Below are 17,896 nucleotides of genomic sequence, written 5' to 3'. Positions count from 1 at the left end.
TCGGTCGTCGACCGCCACGCTGCACTGAAATCCGAGCTGTTGTACGGCGAGGTTGCTTTACACCAAGCTGCCTCGTTCCCGTGTCATCAGGCGGTTGGCGACCGCTCGAGTGAGTACTTCGGCTACACCACCGTCATCGTCGTTCACAAAAACGCGTACCTCCCGCTGGGCGCGGCTCAGCGCGAGGTAGAGGAGCGAGAGTAGACGAGTCCTCTCGCTGACGGGTGTCCTACTGACTTCCATGTCTGGAATGCCGGTGACGAGGACGACGTCGAACTGCAGTCCGGCCAGGTACTCGGCGGGCCCCACGACCAGCCCGCGGCGGCGATACCCGAGACCGTCGACGTCGGTTCGCCCGGAGATCGTCGACACGTGGAACTTTCCCGAATTGCCGATGCGGGAGGCGAGGTCACTGAAGCGCCGCCAATGCCTGTCGTCGACGACAGCCACTGCCAGGCGCCCGGAGGGGTATAGCTCGTGCACTGCCTTGACGATGTCGTCCTCTTCGCCGGTGCGTGACGCCGACACCGTCAACCGCGGGAGAGGTCCAGGTTTCTGCGCTGATTCCACCGCGCTGAAGTTGATGTCCCACTCCTGCCCGAGGTCGAGGGTCGGGAACTCGTGATGGACGTGCTTGATCAGATCGAGGATCTGGGGGGTGAATCGATGGACGGTAGCCAGTTCGAAGTTGTCGATGTCGCCAAGGCCGTCCTCCGAGGTGACGGATGAAGACAGCGTCTCGTCCGCCGCCACGCCGATAAATGCCGCAGAGGGTGATTGCCGCGGGTCGACGGCCATAAAAACTCGTGGATAGACGCTGACATCGCGAGACAGGTAGTGGAGAACTTGCCTCTCCAACGGGCTGAAGAGGTGGAACTCGTCGACGAAGATTAGATCGTAACCCTGGGTCTTTCTGGCGCGGTTCCAGGCGTGTGTCACGAGGTGGCTTAGAAGGTCGGCCAGCACCTGGTCTGATGTCAGCAATGCGCGGGCGTCAAGGTTCTCTATGTACTTCTGATAAATGGCAAAAGTGACTCGCTTGTCGTTCCGGCTTTGTAGGGGCAGCATCCAGGAGGCTCGGGGCAGCTGAAAGTAACGTGACTCCGCCCCGGCTCCCGGAAAAATTCCGGCCGCTCCGATCACGGAGCCGAATTCAACCAGGAGATCCCAGGCCAATGCGAACCGGTCGTCGGTATCCTCTGAGTTGAACCTGACTCGCAGACTATCGGTGACACCTGTTTCGTATGTGATCCAATCACTGGATATGAAGTCGTCCAGGACTTCGTAGATCTCATCCAGCTGAGCCTGCTTGCCGCTGAAGCTGTCGTCGCCGACCAAAGTGAAGCCAGAATCGTCATTTACATACTGCGGGGAGATCGTTCTCGCGATCTCCAGGAGGGGGAACGTGTCGATCTCGTTGATGAGCCCGATGCCCATTGAGTCTAATGACTTCGAGATGTCGGTCGCCAGTGACCAGCTGTGGGTAACCATGAGAACCCTCAGGTCGACTCCTGATTCCCGCGCCTTCAGCACCTCTCTTATGGCTTTGAGTGTCAAGGTCAAAGTTTTGCCGGACCCTGCTGGTCCTCTTAGGCGAATCGACTTTTCGGTGCTTGCTTCGACGAAGGAGCGTTGATCGTCGCTGATGGTCTTCAGCCACTGCTCATAAGACCAGCCCTTCGTCGCTGACTGCTCGAACTGCGTCAGGGAGATCTCCACGTCGGACGGCTGGATGCGCCGTGCTCGTTCGACGTGACCAGCAGCCTTCGCGGATGCGGCATCCCAAGCATTCTCCCAGTCGAGCGGCAGCCTGGGCTTCGATGATTCAAAATCCTCAAGACTTTCCTTTTGGTTTGCCGTCGTGGTAGTCCAGTACACGATGTCTGAACGTTTTCCCGGTAGAATCTCGGCGATCCACCGGCTCATCTGAGCGTCACCTCGGGGGATGGCGAAGAAGGCAATCAAGTTATTGTGCTTGTACTGGTGCCAGCCGCGAGGCAAGGTTACTGGCCAATTGGAATAGGCGCGCTCTGCGAACGACGCCATTCGACTGAGGACGTCGCGTCGAAGATCTGCGAGGTGTTCGGGGACGTAGCGTTCTTTTGTGTTCGAACTTCGAACCAGGATGATCCGCTGATCGTCGACCTTGTCGTCGACGTGCAGCAATACGTCGACACTGCCGGAGACATCTTCGAACAACAATGGGGAGGATGAGACGGCTTCCGGAGAAAGTCCGGTCGCAAGCTCCTTCAGGGCGCGCACGGTGGTCACGAGCGGTTTCATTTGTAGCTCTCTTCAAAAACTTCGGAGTGCAGGTCACGGGTCTCTTCATATTCCTTCGGCAGGCCGATGGACATGAAGACCAACGCGAAGCGCTGTGCCAGAGCGTAAATGTATCGATCCTGAAGTCGCGATATTCGGTGATAGCTGACCGTCCGTCTGGTAGGACCGATCGCAATATCGGCCTCCCGGATCTGCTCCAGGTGTCTCAAGTAGGCGAAGTATCCTGCCAGCTCTTTTGGGGCGATCGCGGATAGGAAAAGTGCATCGCCAGGAGGGTGCGCGTACGGGGATTTAAGTGACGCGGCGATCTCTCGAATAACGTTTGCACGTTTCTTCGGATTGGGTGCCGCGAGTTGCGCCTCGACAACTGCTTCGACCGCTTCATCGAGTGTCCCGACTTCTCGATTCATGAGACGTATGGAAAGCAAAGCCGCTTTGGCGACTTCGGCGTCTTTGCCGGTGAGGCGGAGCGTAGCCAGGATGTCGGTAGGTTCTGTCTCGCAGGGCCATTCTCTAAGGCGATCGTTGGAAATGTTCCCACCGTGCTCGGGAGTCAGCACCTCACGCAGTGCCCCGATGGTTCTGGTGACATACCTCTCGCGAATGCGAGGAAGTTGCAGCTCCAATAGGTACTCCGGTGCGGTCAGCAGCGGAATGCAGGTGACGCGGCCCTGATGCTTGTCGTATGCGAAATCGCAGTCGGCTGTGATCACGAGAAGGTGCCGCTGCCACTTCGACGCGAGGGGGTCAGTCGCTTCGAGGACGTCGCCCTGCCGAAGTGGATCAGTCACGCTGATATCTCGATACTCTGCGAATGACTCCGTCAACTGTGCCCCATCGATCCGGTCCGTGCCCGCTGGCCTGGCGTACCTTAGATCGCTTCTGGCCTTAGATTCGTAACATTCGCTCTTGTGCCGGTGTCTTGCCCCTCTGGTCGGCCAGAGCGGTGGGGTTCATCGGTTGCCGTACTGGTTGACCTGTCGAGGTGGAGAAGTCAGAGCGTGTCGGGGATTTCGGGGCGGATGAGTTCCGTGTGGGGGCCGGCCAGGACGACCCGGTCGCGGCCCGCCGCCTTCGCCGCGAACACCGCGTCGTCCGCCGCCTGCAGCAGGATCGTGTACTCCCGCGCCGTTTCCGGGTACACCGCCGCGCCGATCGACGCCGTCAGGCCGTCGATCACCTCGGGCTTGCCCGGGCGGATCACCGGGACCGGCACCTCGATGCGGGCGATCGCCGCGCGGATGCGGTCCGCGATGGACACGATCTCCGCGCTCGTCGCGCCCGGCAGGAGCACCACGAACTCGTCGCCGCCGAACCGGCCGACGTAGTCGCCGCCGCGGACCGAGTGCTGGATCGCCGCCGCGATCGCGCGCAGGACCTCGTCGCCCGCCAGGTGGCCGTTGCCGTCGTCGATGGCCTTGAAGTGGTCGATGTCGATCATCAGCACGCCCGCCGTCGACGCCAGCTCGGCGGCGCGGGCCAGTTCGTTGCGCGCCAGCTGCACCCAGAACTCCGGCGCGAGCAGCGCCGTCTTGGAGTCCGTGCGCGCGGCCGCCTGGAACTGCGGCAGCAGCAGGCCGATGTGCAGCGCCACCGGCGTCACCATGAGCACCGGCAGCAGCCACGGCCGGACCGTCATCACCAGCGCGATCCCGCAGCCGACGCCGACCGCGGCCAGCACGATCAGCACGTCCGACGGGTTCCCGAACGCCTGCCGCGGCGGCTTGCCGGGGTTGCTCATCAGGATCGCCAGGATCACCAGCACGTAGTTGAGTCCGAAGTAGACGATCCCGGACAGCAGCAGCGCGGTCATCCCGCCGAACCCGTCCAGGTACGGCACGTACGGCGCCAAGTGCCCGGTGCCGGCCGACAGCACGGCGCCCGCGGCGAAACACGCGAGGATCACCGTCGCCCCGGAGAACACTTTCCGGTGAATCACACCGCGTCGTTTGTACACGCGCACCCAGGAATGGGCATAGCTGACGACGATGACGAGCGTGGCCAACGGCGGGGGCAGCAGGAGCAGCCCGGCGAAGATCCAGATCGACTGCAGGTGCATGTGCGGCCGGCCGTCCGCGGCCAGCTCGCGGATGCGCTCGATGCGTTGCGCCGCTTCGAGGTGCACGATCTCACCCGCGAGGATCAGTCCACACCAGAGCAACGACTGGGTGGTGATCGGCACGAGTGAAGCCGTGGCGACGACCGCGATCAACGCCAACGCATCGACGATGAGGACGTAGCCGAGCACCGGAGTGCCGAGCTTCCACATCGCCCACGTTCGGAGACCTGATCGTGGACGTTCTGAGCTGGGCTTTCGCCCTTGGGACCCGGACAATCCCACGAAACGCCCCTCTTCTCAGGACGGAACTCTTCGCGGAAATCGTCACTGTAATCGAATGAACGCGGTGTGTCACTAGGCTGGTCGGGCTACCGTCCGGTCACGCACCGTGCAAGATCCCTCACGAACAGGAGAAATCATGTCGCACTTCCTGCCCAACGCCAACATCGTCCCGTCCCGGCGTCGCGCGCAGCGGCCGACCGACTGGACCCGGCAGCTCCCCACCGACTGGACCCGCGCGATCCCGACGGACTGGACGCCGCGGCAGCTGCCGACCGACTGGACGGCCCGCGAACTGCCCACCGACTGGACCGTCCGCGAGCTCCCGACCGATTGGACCCGCCCCGGCGTCTCGCCAGCGCTGCCGCAGTGCCCGACGGACTGAGGTTTATTCTGGTTAGGCCGCCGCGGCCCGACCGCACGCCGCCGGGTTCGAGCAAAAGGCATGCGGCGGCCGACGGCTGAATAAGCCTCACTGGACCCAGTCCTGAGCAAAACCCGGTGACCGGCCGCAAAGCCGGTCACCGGGACTCCGGTTGCGCCCGTCGCCACAACAACGCCGCCCCGAACGCCGCCACCACGCCGATCGCGCCCGCGCCGGCCACCACGCCGTGTGCGGCCACGCGCTCGGCGGCCACCCCGGCGAGCACCACGCCCAGCCCCTGCGACACCCGCAACGCCGTCAACGCGAAGCCGAACGCCTGCGCGCGCTGGGCGTCCGGGGTCAGCTGGACGAACGTCGTGTTCGCGATCAAGTTGTACGAACTGGCCACTCCGGACAGCGTCAGCAGCGCCAGCGTGCCCTCCAGGTCCGGCCGCAGCGCGCAGCCGAGCAGTGCCGCGCACGCCAGCACCGCCAGCGGTCCGAGCAAGCGGGCCCGCTGAGGAGGCGGGATCCGCGACAACGCCGCCATCCCGAGCACGTTCCCCAGCGCGTACGCCCCGAGCAGCAGCCCGACGACCACCGCGCCGCCGCCCAGCTCCGCCGCGTACGGTGCCGCGACCGCCTCGCCCGCGATGTAGCAGCCCGACACGCACCCCAGCGCCACCAGCGCGAGCCGGCGCCGGTCGCCGACGACCACCGTCCAGCCCGCCCGCACGTGCTGCCACCAGCGGACGCCCGACGACTCGCGCGGCGGCCGGGACCGGACGCCGGCGACCAGGAACAGCGCTGACACCGCGAAGCTCGCCGCGTCCGCGAGCAGCGCGCCGCCGGTGCCGATGGCCGCGACCAGGAGCCCACCCAGCGCGAACCCGGCGACCTGACCCGCCTGCACCAGCATCATCAGCAGGCCCATCCCCGGCACGAACGTCTCGCCGGGCAGCACCTGCGGCAGCAGTGCCGCGCGCGCGGAGTTCCACACCGGGTTGAGCAGCTGGACGCCGACCAGCAGGGCCGCGACCGCCGGCAGCGGCAGGCCCGGCCACGCCATCACGGCGACCGCCAGCGCGCGCAGGACGTCGGCCGACACCATCACCGCGCGTGGCGGGTGCCGGTCGGCAAGCCCGGACAGCAGCGGCCCGCCCACGAGGTCCGGCAGGAAGGTCAGCGCGTACGTCAGCGCGGCCCAGCCCGGCGAGTTCGTCCGGTCGTAGACCAGGATCGACAGCGCGACCCGCGCGAGCTGGTCACCGGTGACCGAGACCAGCTGCGCGGAGAACAGCGCCCGGAACTCGGCCACCGCGAGGACGTCCCGGAAGCCGACCGCGCGCACCGCCATGGCGACCCACGGTACCGGCGCGGACGCCCAGCGTGAACGGCCGTTAGGAGGTCATTGCGGGGGCCCGCAGGTGATTTTCGGCTGCGGGTTGTAGTGGACGGTCCGGGTCGACCGGCTCACCTCGCGGCCGGTCGCGGCGTCCTTGAGCACGCGGGTGTCGGTCGTGGTGAACCCCGGCGCGCCGTTGGACGCGTGGCAGTTCTCCGCCGGGCCCGCCTTGGGCTGCGGGTCGCTCGGGTTGGAGCGGCCCCCCGGGATCGACTCGACGGTGTAGCGCTTGGTGCCCCACAGCTTCACGGTGATCGACGACGGCGTCCAGATCGCCTGGATCGCGATGCCGGTCGGCGAGTCGTTGGTGAACTTGAGGTCGATGACGCTGGAGCCGTTCGGGTTCTGGAACACCGTCGCCTCGCGCGCGGCGGGGTAGCGGCTGATGTAGTAGCTGTGCTCCTTGTGCCCCGCGTCCTTCATGCCCGCGAAGTAGGACGCGTTGTACAGCGTCGTCGCGAACTGCGAGATGCCGCCGCCGACCTCGCGGCCCGGGGCGCCGTCCTTGATCACGCCCGCTTCGACGTACCCCTGCGGCTTGCCGCGCGGGCCCGTGAACCCGTTGAGGCTGAAGGTTTCCCCGGGCTTGACGATGGCGCCGTTGACCTTCTGCGCGACCACGCGGATGTTGGTCCCGGAGTCGGGCGCGAAGCCGCCGGTGGTGAACTCGCCGACGACCTCCTTCACGCCCAGCTGGTTCGCCTGCTCGGTCGTCACCTTCGCCGGGGCGTCCTTGTAGATCGCCGGCACCTCGCGGCCGTCGGTCTTCTTCAGCACCTCGGGCAGCGGCTTGAGGCTCGGGTCCCAGTCGATGGTCCGGCCGTCGGTGGAGGGGTCGACCGTGGGCTTGCCGCCTTCGAAGACGATGGTCGCCTCCTTGCCCTCCTTCTCGGTGGACTTCAGCTGCGGCCCGGCGGCTTCGGCGATCTTCGCGTTGTCGATCTTCGGGGTCAGCCCGCCGCCCTCGGCCGGTTCGAACGTGATCGCCGCGGCGATCGCCTCCGGCTTCACGGTGGCGTTCTTGCCCTCGCCCTTGACGACCAGCGGGCCCGAGACGGCCGGGCGCGCGAACTGGTCCAGCGCGGCCTGGACGCCTTCGGCGGTGGTGCGGACCGGCGTGCCGGTCACCGGCAAGGCCAGCGTCCCGCCGCTCGCCCACTTCTCGACGACCGCGGCCTTGGCGGCTTCGACGTCGAGCTTCTGCCCGGGCTTGGGCGGCACGGCGACCGGGTTCACGCCCTCGAACTTCACGGTGCCTTCGGTCGGCTCGCGGTCGACCTGGCCGCGGAGGCCGTCGAGCGCGGCGGCGAGCTTGGCGTCGTCGGAGTGGCTGACGACGCCGACTTCGCGGCTGGAGAACAGCGACGCCAGGCGCGTGAACGGGTTCAGCGGCTGCTCGCCGGCCTGGTCGAGGGTCTTGGGCCAGTCGAGGCCCAGCCCGGCGGCCGTCGGCGAGAGGGTGCCCCGGACGTCGCCCGCGGTGACGGCGAGGGGCCGCGTCAGCCGCGGCTCGATCTGCCCGCGCAGCTCCTGCTCGGCCGCGGCGCGGTCCATCCCGCCGACGTCGACGCCGGCCACGGTCACGCCGCGCGGGACGCTGCCCTGGCTGACCAGCAGGTCGACGCCGTAGACCACGACGAGCAGGCCGAAGACCCCGCCCGCGATCCAGCCGGCCTTGCGCAGGTCGCGCTTCTTCGGGGGCTGCGGGTCCGGTTCGGGCCGGACGACCGGCAGGACATCCGTCTGCTCACCGTGTGACTCGGGCCAGCGCGGTTCGTACGGCAACTCTCCACCCCTTCAACGCGTGACGGGGGTCAGCGTACGGGGCACCCGGACAAGCCGTACGACTCGCCCTAACGGGGGATGAACCGGTCACCGCGCGTCCGGTTCCGGGTTGTGCCCGGCGCGGGCCAGGAAGTCGAAGTCGCAGCCGACGTCGGCCTGCGTGATGTGCTCGCTGTAGAGCGCACCGTAACCCCGCTCGAAGCGTGGTGCAGGCTCGGTCCATTCCGCACGGCGCCGCGAAAGCTCCTCATCGGACACCTCGAGCCGCAGCACGCGCGAAGGCACGTCGAGGGTGATCGGGTCGCCGTCGCGGACCAGCGCCAGCGGGCCGCCGACGTGGGACTCGGGGGCCACGTGCAGCACGCACGCGCCGTAGCTCGTGCCGCTCATCCGCGCATCGGAGATCCGGACCATGTCCCGCACGCCCTGTTCGAGCAGGTGCTTCGGGATCGGCAGCATCCCGTACTCGGGCATGCCGGGGCCGCCGAGCGGGCCGGAGCCGCGCAGCACCAGCACCGAGTCCGCGGTGATCGCCGGGTCCTCGATCCGCTTCTTGAGGTCCGCGTAGTCCTCGAAGACGACGGCGGGGCCCGTGTGCGTCAGCAGGTGTTTTTCGGCGGCGATGTGCTTGATCACCGCGCCCGACGGCGCCAGGTTGCCGTGCAGCACGGCGACGCCGCCCTCGGCCGCCACCGGGTTGTCGCGCGGCCGGATGACGTCGTCGTTGTGCACCCGCGCGGCCTCGAGGTCGGCGCCGAGCGTGCGGCCGGTGACGGTCACCCGATCGGTGTGCAGCAGATCGGTCAGCCGCGACAGCAGGCCGGGCAGGCCGCCCGCGTAGTAGAAGTCCTCCATCAGCCAGTCGCCGCCCGGGCGGATGTTCGCGAGCACCGGGACGCGCCGCGCGATCGCGTCGAAGTCGGCCAGGCTCACCGGGATCCCGCTGCGCCCGGCCATCGCGATCAGGTGGATCACCGCGTTGGTCGACCCGCCCAGCGCCAGCACGGTGGTGATCGCGTCTTCGTAGGCGGTCTTGTCCAGGATCCGGCCCACCGTCAGGTCCTCCCAGACCATGCCGACGATCCGCGCGCCGCTCGCCGCGGCCATCCGGTGGTGGGCCGAGTCGACGGCCGGGATGGACGCCGCGCCCGGCAGCGTCATGCCGAGCACCTCGGCGGCGGACGTCATCGTCGACGCCGTCCCCATCGTCATGCAGTGCCCCGGTGAGCGGGCCAGGCCGCGCTCCAGTTCGGACATTTCGGCGTCGCTGATCAGCCCGGCCCGCTTGTCGTCCCAGTACTTCCACATGTCGGTGCCGCTGCCGAGGACCTCGTTGCGCCAGTGGCCGCGCAGCATCGGCCCGGCCGGCACGAAGATCGCGGGCAGGTCCGCGCTGGCCGCGCCCATCAGCAGCGCCGGCGTCGTCTTGTCGCAGCCGCCCATCAGGACGGCGCCGTCGATCGGGTAGGACCGCAGGATCTCCTCGGTCTCCATCGCCAGGAGGTTGCGGTAGAGCATCGGCGTCGGCTTCTGGTAGGTCTCCGACAGCGTCGCGACCGGGAACTCCAGCGGGAACCCGCCGGCCTGCCAGACGCCGCGCTTGACCTGCTCGGCGCGTTCGCGCAGGTGCAGGTGGCACGGGTTGATGTCCGACCACGTGTTGAGGATGCCGATGACGGGCTTGCCGAGGTGCTCTTCCGGGTTGTAGCCGAGCTGGCGGCTGCGGGCGCGGTGGCTGAAGTTGCGCAGCTCGTCGCCGCCGAACCACCGGTGGCTGCGGAGTTCCTCGGGTGCTTTCATGCGATCCAGTATGGCATCTGATATATGATCGCGTGGGCCTGGTTGAATGGGTTCCGACACGATGCGAGGGAGCGACCATGACCGGGACGTTCAGCCTGCCCGCCTCCCGGACCGAAGTGGTCCTGGAGGAGATCCGCCGCGGCATCCTGACCCGGGAGCTGGTGCCCGGCCAGCCGCTCGTCGAAGCGGAGCTGGCCGCGCGGCTCGGCGTGTCGAAGACGCCGGTGCGCGAGGCGCTCAAGGTGCTGTCCAATTCGGGCCTGGTGACGTTCAGCCCGTACAAGGGCGCCTCGGTGGTCACGGTCGACGCCGAGCTCGCGAAGTCCGTCTACGACGTGCGGATGGTCCTGGAACCGGAAGCCGTCCGCCGGACCGTCGAGCGGCGCGACCCCGAACTGCTGGAAGACGCGGCCGAGGCGCTCAAGGAAGCGTCGACGGCCATCGCGGACAAGGACCAGGCCGCGCTGAGCCTGCTCAACCGCCGGTTCCACCGCGCTCTCTACCGCGGCTGCGGCAATCCGCTGCTGGTCAGCATCCTCGACGACCTCAAGGATCGCGCGGCCCTGATCAGCGTCGTCGGCTGGGAGGCCAACCCCAGCTGGAAGAAGGAGTGGACCGAGCACAAGGCGGTTCTCACGGCGGCGAAGAAGGGCGACGCCGAGGGGGCCGCGGCACTGCTGAAAGACCACGTCGGCGGCTTCCTCGAACGGGTCCTCAAGGCCATCGGATGAAGCTGCTGCTCATCTCGGACACCCACCTGCCCGCGCGCGCCCGCGTGCTGCCGGAGCAGGTCTGGGACGAGGTGGCGGCGGCGGACGTCGTCGTGCACGCCGGCGACTGGGTCGAGGCCGCCCTGCTCGACGAGCTGGAGGAACGCAGCAAGCGCCTGATCGGGGTCTACGGCAACAACGACGGCGACGATCTGCGCGCGCGGCTGCCCGAGATCGCGCGCGCGGACCTGGACGGCGTCCGGCTGGCCGTCATCCACGAGACCGGCTCGAAGCAGGGCCGGGAACAGCGGTGCGACGCGCGGTTCCCGGACACCGACGTGCTCGTCTTCGGGCACAGCCACATCCCGTGGGACACGACGACCCCCGCCGGGCTGCGGCTGCTCAACCCCGGTTCGCCGACCGACCGCCGTCGCCAGCCGTTCTGCACGTACCAGACGGCCCGCGTCGAGAACGGTGTGCTGACGGACGTCGAGCTGCACGAACTGCCCCGGAGGGGGTAGGAAGAGTCCATGGATCCGGCATGGGCGTTGCGGGAGATCGCGTTCCAGCTCGAACGCGCGGGGGAACCGACCTACCGCGTGCGCGCGTTCCGGAACGCGGCCGCGACCGTCGACAAGACCGACGCTTCGCAGCTGTCGTCGATGGCCGAGAACGGCACGCTGACCTCGTTGCCCGGCATCGGGAAGGCCACCGCCGGCGTCATCGAGGACGCGCTGGCCGGCCGTGATCCCGCGTACCGCTCGAAGATCGTCGAGAAGAAGCTGCCGGACGGCGAACCGCTGCGCTCGGCTTTGAAGGGTGACTGCCACACGCATTCGGACTGGTCGGACGGCGGCAGCTCGATCGGGGAGATGGCCGTCGCGGGCCGGGACGTCGGGCACGAGTGGATGGTGCTGACCGACCACTCGCCGCGGCTGACCGTCGCGAACGGGCTGTCGCCGGACCGGCTGCGGACGCAGATGCAGATCGTCGCCAAGGCGAACGAGCTGATGGCGCCGTTCCGGCTGCTGCACGGCATCGAGGTCGACATCCTCGACGACGGCGCCCTCGACCAGGAAGAGGAGCTGCTGGGGCAGCTGGACCTCGTCGTCGCGAGCGTGCACTCGAAGCTGCGGATGCCGGCGAAGGACATGACCCGGCGGATGCTCGCCGCCGTCCGGAACCCGCACGTCCGGATCCTGGGGCACTGCACCGGGCGGCTCGTCGTCGGCCGGGGCCGGCCGGAGTCGGAGTTCGACGCCGAGGCGGTGTTCACCGCGTGCCGCGAGAACGGCGTCGCGGTCGAAATCAACTCGCGTCCCGAGCGGCTCGACCCGCCGATGCGGCTGCTGAAGCTGGCCGCGGAGATCGGCTGCGAGTTCGCCATCGACAGCGACGCGCACGCGCCGGGTCAGCTCGACTGGCAGCCCTACGGGTGCGAACGCGCGGTCAAGGCGGGTATCGGGCCGGAGCGGATCATCAACACCCGCACCGCGGAGGAGCTGCTCAGCCGTTGATCTCGATGACGGGGTGCTGGGCCGGGTCGAGCCAGCGCAGGATCGCTTCGAGGTCCTGGGCGGCGATCGCGACGCAGCCCGCGGTCGGCTTCCCGTCGGTGACGTGCAGGAAGAACGCCGAGCCCGCGCCCGGCACGACCGGCGTCCGGTTGTAGTCGATGACGACGGCCCGGGCGTAGACCGCGCCCGCCGCGCCGAGGTTCTCGCCGGCGGCTTCGTCGAACGGGCACGTGCCGGGGGCACAGGAGAAATGCGTGTTGTAGTAAGGGGAATCGACGTCGGAGACCCACCAGTCCGAGGTCGTGACCTCGCGGTAGGGCAGCCGGGTCCGCGCGGGCCGCGTGCCGAACGCTTCGGTGAGCGGCCAGACGCCGGCCGGGGTGTGGGACGTCGACTCGCTCGCCGTGCCGACGCCGTTCCGCCCGACGTGCGCCGGGACCGGGCCGTACGCTTTCGCCCACTCGCCGCCGGTGCGCTGCCACGCCGTGAGGACGGCCGTGGTCGCGCCCGCCGAGTCGGCTTGCACGGTGATCCGCTGCTGCGGCTCCGGCTGCTCCGGCTCCGGCGAGGCGGCCCCGCCGGTCAGCAGCGCGGCCGCGGCCAGCGTGGCACCGAGGGATCTCCTGCGCATGCCGGAGAGCCTAACGGTGCCACGCCGCCGGTGCGTCAGTTGATCGTGTAGGAGTCCCCGTAGACCTTCCACTTCAGCGGGGTGTGCAGGTCGAAGTTGCCCGCGTTGAGGAACACCAGCTGCTCGGTGTCGACGCGCGAGGTGTCGGCGTGCGCCTCTTCCTGCTTCATGATCACCTTGCGGGCGGCGAAGAACGCCTTGAGGTACGTCGCCTCGTCGCCGCCCTGGGCCGGGGTCTTCGCCTTCTTCATCGCGGCCTTGCGGATGCCGCCGAAGCTGTCGGAGCTGTCGCCGGGGCCGTGCATGACGATCGCGTCGTAGTAGGCGAACTGGCCGAGGTTGCTGAGGCCGTCGGACTTGCCCTGGCTGACCGCCGGGTTGAAGTACACGCGGTCGCGCTCGTTGTTCTGCGCGGTCTGGAACGCGGTGGTGGCGGCGGCCTGCTTCCAGGCGCTTTCGAACGCCGAGCCGAGGCCGGCGTGCGAGTCGGTGCCGTTCACCTTGCGCAGCGCGGGAAGGTACTTGGCGAGGGGGTTGTCCGGCACGGAGTCCGTGTAGGCCTCGACGAGTTCGAGCATGTCGCCGGTGCCGGAGCAGAACCCGATGATGCCGGCGGTGTACCCGCGGCCGTCGCCGATGTCCTCGATGTACTTGTACTGCGCCTTCCAGTCCAGCGACGAGTTTTCCGCGCTGGAGACCAGCTTCATCGCGATCTCCTTCTTCGCCGGGGCCGACAGGTCGCCGACGGCGAGGGCGGTCGCGCTGTGCGCCGCGAGCGGCGCGGGCGCTGCCGAGGAGAGCGCGGGGGTGGTGATCACGAGGGCGGCGACGGAGGCCGCGCCGAGCGCGCCGATGACGACCGGCCGCAACTTCTTGCTCATGGGTGGAGACCCTTTCCGCGGGGTGCGCCGTGGGGGATCACGGCGGTACGGGTGAGGCGGGTGGAGCTGCGGCGTAGCGACACGGTAGCGAAGAGTCAGCAGGCTCCACAAGAGGCGGAATTCGTTCATGTTCGTGAACGGTCCAGACCACCGCGGCGGGTCCTTTGAGGACGGTTCCGGCCCGGCCCGGCCCTCCCGCCGTCTTGAATGAGTCATTCAGGACCTCCGGCGACCTGAATGACTCATTCAAGACGTCTGCCGGGCGGTCAGCGGGCCCCGGTGAAGATGCGGATGACGTCCGGCAGCACGTTCACCGGGATCGTCGGGTCGATCGCCCGCTGCACGCCGAGGCCGATGCCGAGGCTGAGCAACGCGGTCGCGGCGTCGTCGGCCGACATCGGGAGGGTGATCGCGAACCGCTCGGCGTACCCGCTGAGCAGGCCGGCGATGCTGTCGCGGATCGCTTTGTCCCGCGCGGCCAGTTCGGCGCGCACCTGCGGGTTCCGCCGCGCGTTCGTCGCGAACTCGACCTCCAGCGCGGTCCAGGCTTCGTCGCCGATGCTGCGCTCGGCCCACGTCTGGAACGCGGCCAGCAGGTCTTCCACGCCCTCGGCGCCGACGAGCGCCTGCGCGATCAGCGCGACCTGCTCGTCGTGGATCCGGTCGAGGACGGCGAGGCAGAGTTCGTCCTTGTTGCGGAAGTTCGAGTACACCGCGCCCTTCGAGTAGCCGGCCTCGTCCGCGACCTTCTCCAGCGACGTCACCGAGTAGCCGTCGCGCAGGAACAGCAGCTTGGCGGTCTCGACCAGCTGCTCGCGGGTGCGCGCCTGGCTTTCCGCGCGGGTGAGTCGGGCCATGGGGTCACTCTAGTCGGGTGCGGAATCGGGGTACCGCTGGTATTCGAATACTGCTAGTCTCCGAAAATGGAACAACGCCACTTCGCGGTCCTCGTCGTCGGCGCCGGCGCGTCCGGGCTGGGGGCCGCCATCCGGCTGGGCCAGGCCGGCGTCGACGACCTCGCCGTGCTGGAGAAGGCCGGCTCGCTCGGCGGAACCTGGCGCGACAACACGTATCCCGGCTGCGCCTGCGACGTCCCGTCCGCGCTGTACTCGTACTCGTTCGCGCCGAATCCCGGGTGGACGCGGGCGTTCGCCGGGCAGGCCGAGATCCGGGCGTACCTGGCGGACACGGCGTCGCGCTTCGGCGTCACCTCGAAGATCCGCTACGGCGTGGAGGTGACGCGGGCGCAGTGGAACCCCCAGGAGTCCCGTTGGGAGCTGGAGACGACTCGTGGCCCGTATTCGGCGCGGGTCCTGGTCGCCGGCACCGGGCCGTGGCACGAGCCGCTGATCCCGGACCTGCCGGGGCTCGGCGATTTCCCGGGCGAGGTCTTCCACTCCGCGCGCTGGAACCACGGCTACGACCTGAGCGGCAAGCGCGTCGCGGTGATCGGCACGGGTGCGTCGGCGGTCCAGTTCGTCCCGCGGATCGTGCCTTCGGTGGCCGGGTTGCACCTGTTCCAGCGGACGGCGCAGTGGGTGCTGCCGAAGCCGGACCACGCGGTTCCGGGCGTGGAACGGTTCCTGCTGCGGCGGTTCCCGGCGCTGCAACGGGCGTTGCGCAGCGCGGAGTACGGGGCGATGGAGACGCTCGGCTTCGGGTTCCGGCACCCGTGGCTCCTGCGGCAGGTGCAGAAGATCGGGCTCGCGCACCTCCGGCTGTCGGTGCGGGATCCCGCGCTGCGCCGGGCGTTGACGCCGGACTACACGCTGGGCTGCAAGCGGTTGCTGATGTCGAACACGTACTACCGGTCGTTGACGCGGTCCCATGTGGACGTTCACCCGACGGCGGTGCGCGCTCTCGAGGGCAGCCGGGTGCTCGGCGCGGACGGTTCGTCCGCCGGGGTCGACGCGATCATCTTCGGCACGGGCTTCCACATCCTCGACATGCCGGTGTCGTCGCGCGTCTTCGACGGCGACGGGCGGAGCCTGGACGACCATTGGAAGGGCAGCCCGCAGGCGTACGCGGGGACGACGGTGGCGGGGTTCCCGAACCTGTACCTGTTGCTGGGCCCGAGTCTCGGTACCGGGCATTCGTCGGCGTTCATGATCCTGGAGGCGCAGCTGCGCCACACGGTTTCGGCGGTGACGCGGACGTTGAGCGCGGGGTGGACGTCGGTGTCGGTGCGGCCGTCGGCGCAGGACGCGTTCAACGCGGAGGTCCAGGCCGCGCTGCCGGGGACGGTGTACCAGTCCGGCGGGTGCTCGAGCTATTACACGGATGCCAACGGGCGCAACAGTTTCAGCTGGCCGTTTTCGACGGGCCGGCTGCGGTCACGGGTGGGCGCGTTCGACGAGGCGGACTACGAAATCGGGAGGGTCCATGCGGTATCCGGCGATTGAGGTCCGGGGCGCGGTGGTCGCGATCACCGGCGGTGCCCGGGGAATCGGCCGGGCGACGGCCGCCGAGTTCAGGGCGCGCGGTGCCACCGTCTGCGTCGGGGACCTGGACGGGGGAGACCTCCCGCTCGACGTCACGGTCCGCGAGTCGTTCGACGCGTTCACCGCGGCGGTGACCGACCGGCACGGGCGGATCGACGTCCTGGTCAACAACGCGGGGGTGATGCCGCTCGGCGGCTTCCTCGAAGAACCGGACGACGTCGGCCGCACGACCCTGGACGTCAATGTGCGGGGGCTGGTCCACGGGTTGCGCTCGGTGCTGCCGGGGATGATCGCGCGCGGCCGCGGGCACGTCGTGAACGTGGCCTCGATGGCAGGAAAGATCGCGCTGCCCGGCATGGCGGTCTACAACGCGAGCAAGTTCGCCGCGGTCGGGCTCACCGCGGCGGTGCGGCGTGAGTACGCCGCGACCGGGATCAGCGTGAGCGCGGTGCTCCCGAGCGCGGTCCGCACGGAGCTGGCGTCCGGGGTCCGGCTGGGCGGCGCACTGCCCACGGTGGACCCCGAGGTCGTCGCGAAAGCCATCGCCGGCACCTTGAAAACTCGCCGTGCCGAGACGCCGGTCCCCCGGTGGCTCGCCGGCTGGGACCTCCTGGCCGCGGTGACGCCCGAGCCGGTGATGGCCTGGGCGCGCGGCCTGATCGGCGACGACCGCGCCCTGACCGAACTCGACCCGGAGGCGCGCTCCGCCTACACCAGGCGAATCGCGGCGCAAGTGGGTCGTGAGTGAGAAACAGGGTTGGAACACTGTTTCTCACTCACGACCGCGGTCAGTCCCACTCCCAGCACAGGCCGTAGACGCCGGGCTGGGCGTCCAGCACCGCGATGTGGCTCGTCGAACTCGGACCCACCGGCAGCTCGGGCCGCTCGGCCGAAGCCTCGCCGTCGTACCGGTAGCACCGCACCGGCACCGCCGCCGGGTCGAAGCACGCCTGCAGCACGATCTGCCGGGCCGGGGCCCTCACCCCGAACTGCAGGTAGCTCGTCTCCGGTGGCGTGCCGTCGTAAGCGAACTCGAAGTCGAACACGTACGTCTCGCCCGCCCGCAACGGGTAGTCGAACCGCAGCTCCAGCGCCACCAGCTCGGACGCGGCGTCGCGACGGACGCGGCCCGGGCGGCAGCAGCGCGCCGACCGCAGCACCGGCCGGTGGCCGCCGCCCGTCTGGGGCCGGAAGAACGACACCCAGCGGTCGACGCCGTCCTCGCGGCTGGTCACCACCAGCTCCGTGCGCACCGACCGCTCGGTGCGGTCCGCGCCCAGCGTCGCCCGCTGGTGCACCGACGCCAGCGCCAGCCGGGCGTTGCCGTCGAGGTCGATGCCGTCGCACGACGCCAGCTCCGTCGGCTCGGAACCGAGCGCGCTGGCCAGGCTGACCCCGCCCGGCCACGGCTCCGCCCGGCGCACCCGGGGACGCGCCACCAGGCTGGTCAACGCGGCCGCGGGCAGGCCGAGACACCCTTCGGCGACGCCCACCGCGTGCAGCGAGCGCGGTCCTTCCGGATGACGCCGCCCCCGGCGCCAGTAGCTCAGCGTCGCCAGGCTGACCTGGGCGCCCCGCATCGCCATCCGTCGCTGCAGGGCCTCCAGGCTCAGGCCGCGCTGCCGGATCGCCAGGTCGAAGGCCTCGGCGAACGGGGCCGACGCTGATAACGCCTCCATCCGGGTAAGCATGAATACCGGACGCACCGGGCGCAACGAGGCCTGCCACCAAAGTAGGTGGC

At 69.0% G+C, this 17,896-nt stretch carries 16 protein-coding genes; 6 read left to right on the top strand and 10 right to left on the bottom strand.

What is annotated here, in order from left to right; translation table 11 throughout:
* Positions 1 to 57 precede the first annotated feature (57 nt).
* From ACERZO_RS38845 to ACERZO_RS38835, 3 genes are all read right to left on the bottom strand, one after another.
* A complete protein-coding gene (locus ACERZO_RS38845) occupies positions 58 to 2,283 on the bottom strand; it encodes a hypothetical protein (RefSeq protein WP_372671001.1) in 2,226 nt (741 codons plus the stop codon).
* Positions 2,280 to 3,074: a hypothetical protein gene (locus ACERZO_RS38840; RefSeq protein WP_372671000.1), complete on the bottom strand. Its 795-nt coding sequence runs from the start codon at positions 3,072 to 3,074 to the stop codon at positions 2,280 to 2,282. The genes ACERZO_RS38845 and ACERZO_RS38840 overlap by 4 nt, the downstream gene beginning before the upstream one ends.
* 203 nt (positions 3,075 to 3,277) lie before the next feature.
* Entirely contained in the window at positions 3,278 to 4,552 is a 1,275-nt protein-coding gene (locus ACERZO_RS38835; RefSeq protein WP_372670999.1) for a diguanylate cyclase, read from the bottom strand.
* A gap of 208 nt (positions 4,553 to 4,760) precedes the next feature.
* Here ACERZO_RS38835 and ACERZO_RS38830 point away from each other — a divergent pair, with 208 nt between their 5' ends.
* Positions 4,761 to 5,006: a hypothetical protein gene (locus ACERZO_RS38830; protein WP_372670998.1), complete on the top strand. Its 246-nt coding sequence runs from the start codon at positions 4,761 to 4,763 to the stop codon at positions 5,004 to 5,006.
* 136 nt (positions 5,007 to 5,142) lie between these two features.
* Here the strand turns inward: ACERZO_RS38830 and ACERZO_RS38825 are convergent, their stop codons facing one another.
* From ACERZO_RS38825 to araD, 3 genes are all read right to left on the bottom strand, one after another.
* Entirely contained in the window at positions 5,143 to 6,342 is a 1,200-nt protein-coding gene (locus ACERZO_RS38825) for an MFS transporter (RefSeq protein ID WP_372670997.1), read from the bottom strand.
* Positions 6,343 to 6,393: 51 nt separating this feature from the next.
* The gene (locus ACERZO_RS38820; protein WP_372670996.1) at positions 6,394 to 8,175 is read right to left on the bottom strand and encodes a VanW family protein; all 1,782 of its coding nucleotides are present in this window, start codon (positions 8,173 to 8,175) and stop codon (positions 6,394 to 6,396) included.
* A gap of 87 nt (positions 8,176 to 8,262) precedes the next feature.
* Positions 8,263 to 9,975 (bottom strand): L-arabinonate dehydratase, encoded by a 1,713-nt coding sequence (araD, locus tag ACERZO_RS38815; protein ID WP_372670995.1) that lies wholly within the window; start codon positions 9,973 to 9,975, stop codon positions 8,263 to 8,265.
* Positions 9,976 to 10,052: 77 nt separating this feature from the next.
* Here araD and ACERZO_RS38810 point away from each other — a divergent pair, with 77 nt between their 5' ends.
* The 3 genes from ACERZO_RS38810 to ACERZO_RS38800 are packed head-to-tail and all read left to right on the top strand — an operon-like array spanning position 10,053 to position 12,202.
* Positions 10,053 to 10,706 (top strand): GntR family transcriptional regulator, encoded by a 654-nt coding sequence (locus ACERZO_RS38810; RefSeq protein WP_372670994.1) that lies wholly within the window; start codon positions 10,053 to 10,055, stop codon positions 10,704 to 10,706.
* Positions 10,703 to 11,206, top strand: a complete 504-nt coding sequence (locus ACERZO_RS38805; protein ID WP_372670993.1) for a metallophosphoesterase family protein — start codon at positions 10,703 to 10,705, stop codon at positions 11,204 to 11,206. Before ACERZO_RS38810 ends, ACERZO_RS38805 begins: the two co-directional genes overlap by 4 nt.
* Positions 11,207 to 11,215: 9 nt before the next feature.
* Positions 11,216 to 12,202 (top strand): PHP domain-containing protein, encoded by a 987-nt coding sequence (locus ACERZO_RS38800; RefSeq protein ID WP_372670992.1) that lies wholly within the window; start codon positions 11,216 to 11,218, stop codon positions 12,200 to 12,202.
* Here ACERZO_RS38800 and ACERZO_RS38795 read toward each other — a convergent pair.
* From ACERZO_RS38795 to ACERZO_RS38785, 3 genes are all read right to left on the bottom strand, one after another.
* A complete protein-coding gene (locus tag ACERZO_RS38795) occupies positions 12,192 to 12,833 on the bottom strand; it encodes a L,D-transpeptidase family protein (protein ID WP_372670991.1) in 642 nt (213 codons plus the stop codon). The two genes, ACERZO_RS38800 and ACERZO_RS38795, sit on opposite strands and share 11 nt — an antisense overlap.
* A 35-nt stretch (positions 12,834 to 12,868) precedes the next feature.
* Positions 12,869 to 13,714, bottom strand: coding sequence for a chitosanase (locus ACERZO_RS38790; RefSeq protein WP_372670990.1), 846 nt, complete (start codon positions 13,712 to 13,714; stop codon positions 12,869 to 12,871).
* 266 nt (positions 13,715 to 13,980) lie between these two features.
* Entirely contained in the window at positions 13,981 to 14,571 is a 591-nt protein-coding gene (locus ACERZO_RS38785) for a TetR/AcrR family transcriptional regulator (protein WP_372670989.1), read from the bottom strand.
* Between the two features lie 66 nt (positions 14,572 to 14,637).
* Here ACERZO_RS38785 and ACERZO_RS38780 point away from each other — a divergent pair, with 66 nt between their 5' ends.
* Both ACERZO_RS38780 and ACERZO_RS38775 read left to right on the top strand, forming a co-directional pair.
* On the top strand, positions 14,638 to 16,116 hold the full coding sequence (locus tag ACERZO_RS38780; RefSeq protein WP_372670988.1) for a flavin-containing monooxygenase: 1,479 nt from the start codon (positions 14,638 to 14,640) through the stop codon (positions 16,114 to 16,116).
* Positions 16,097 to 16,903 (top strand): SDR family oxidoreductase, encoded by an 807-nt coding sequence (locus tag ACERZO_RS38775; protein WP_372670987.1) that lies wholly within the window; start codon positions 16,097 to 16,099, stop codon positions 16,901 to 16,903. Before ACERZO_RS38780 ends, ACERZO_RS38775 begins: the two co-directional genes overlap by 20 nt.
* Before the next feature lie 40 nt (positions 16,904 to 16,943).
* Here ACERZO_RS38775 and ACERZO_RS38770 read toward each other — a convergent pair whose 3' ends face one another.
* The gene (locus ACERZO_RS38770) at positions 16,944 to 17,834 is read right to left on the bottom strand and encodes a hypothetical protein (RefSeq protein ID WP_372670986.1); all 891 of its coding nucleotides are present in this window, start codon (positions 17,832 to 17,834) and stop codon (positions 16,944 to 16,946) included.
* Positions 17,835 to 17,896 lie beyond the last annotated feature (62 nt).

Source organism: Amycolatopsis kentuckyensis (genome assembly GCF_041679295.1).
In the GTDB taxonomy this organism is placed as follows: domain Bacteria; phylum Actinomycetota; class Actinomycetes; order Mycobacteriales; family Pseudonocardiaceae; genus Amycolatopsis; species Amycolatopsis kentuckyensis_A.
Note: the sequence above shows the minus strand (reverse complement) of the source record. Positions and strands in the feature narration are given on the sequence as shown.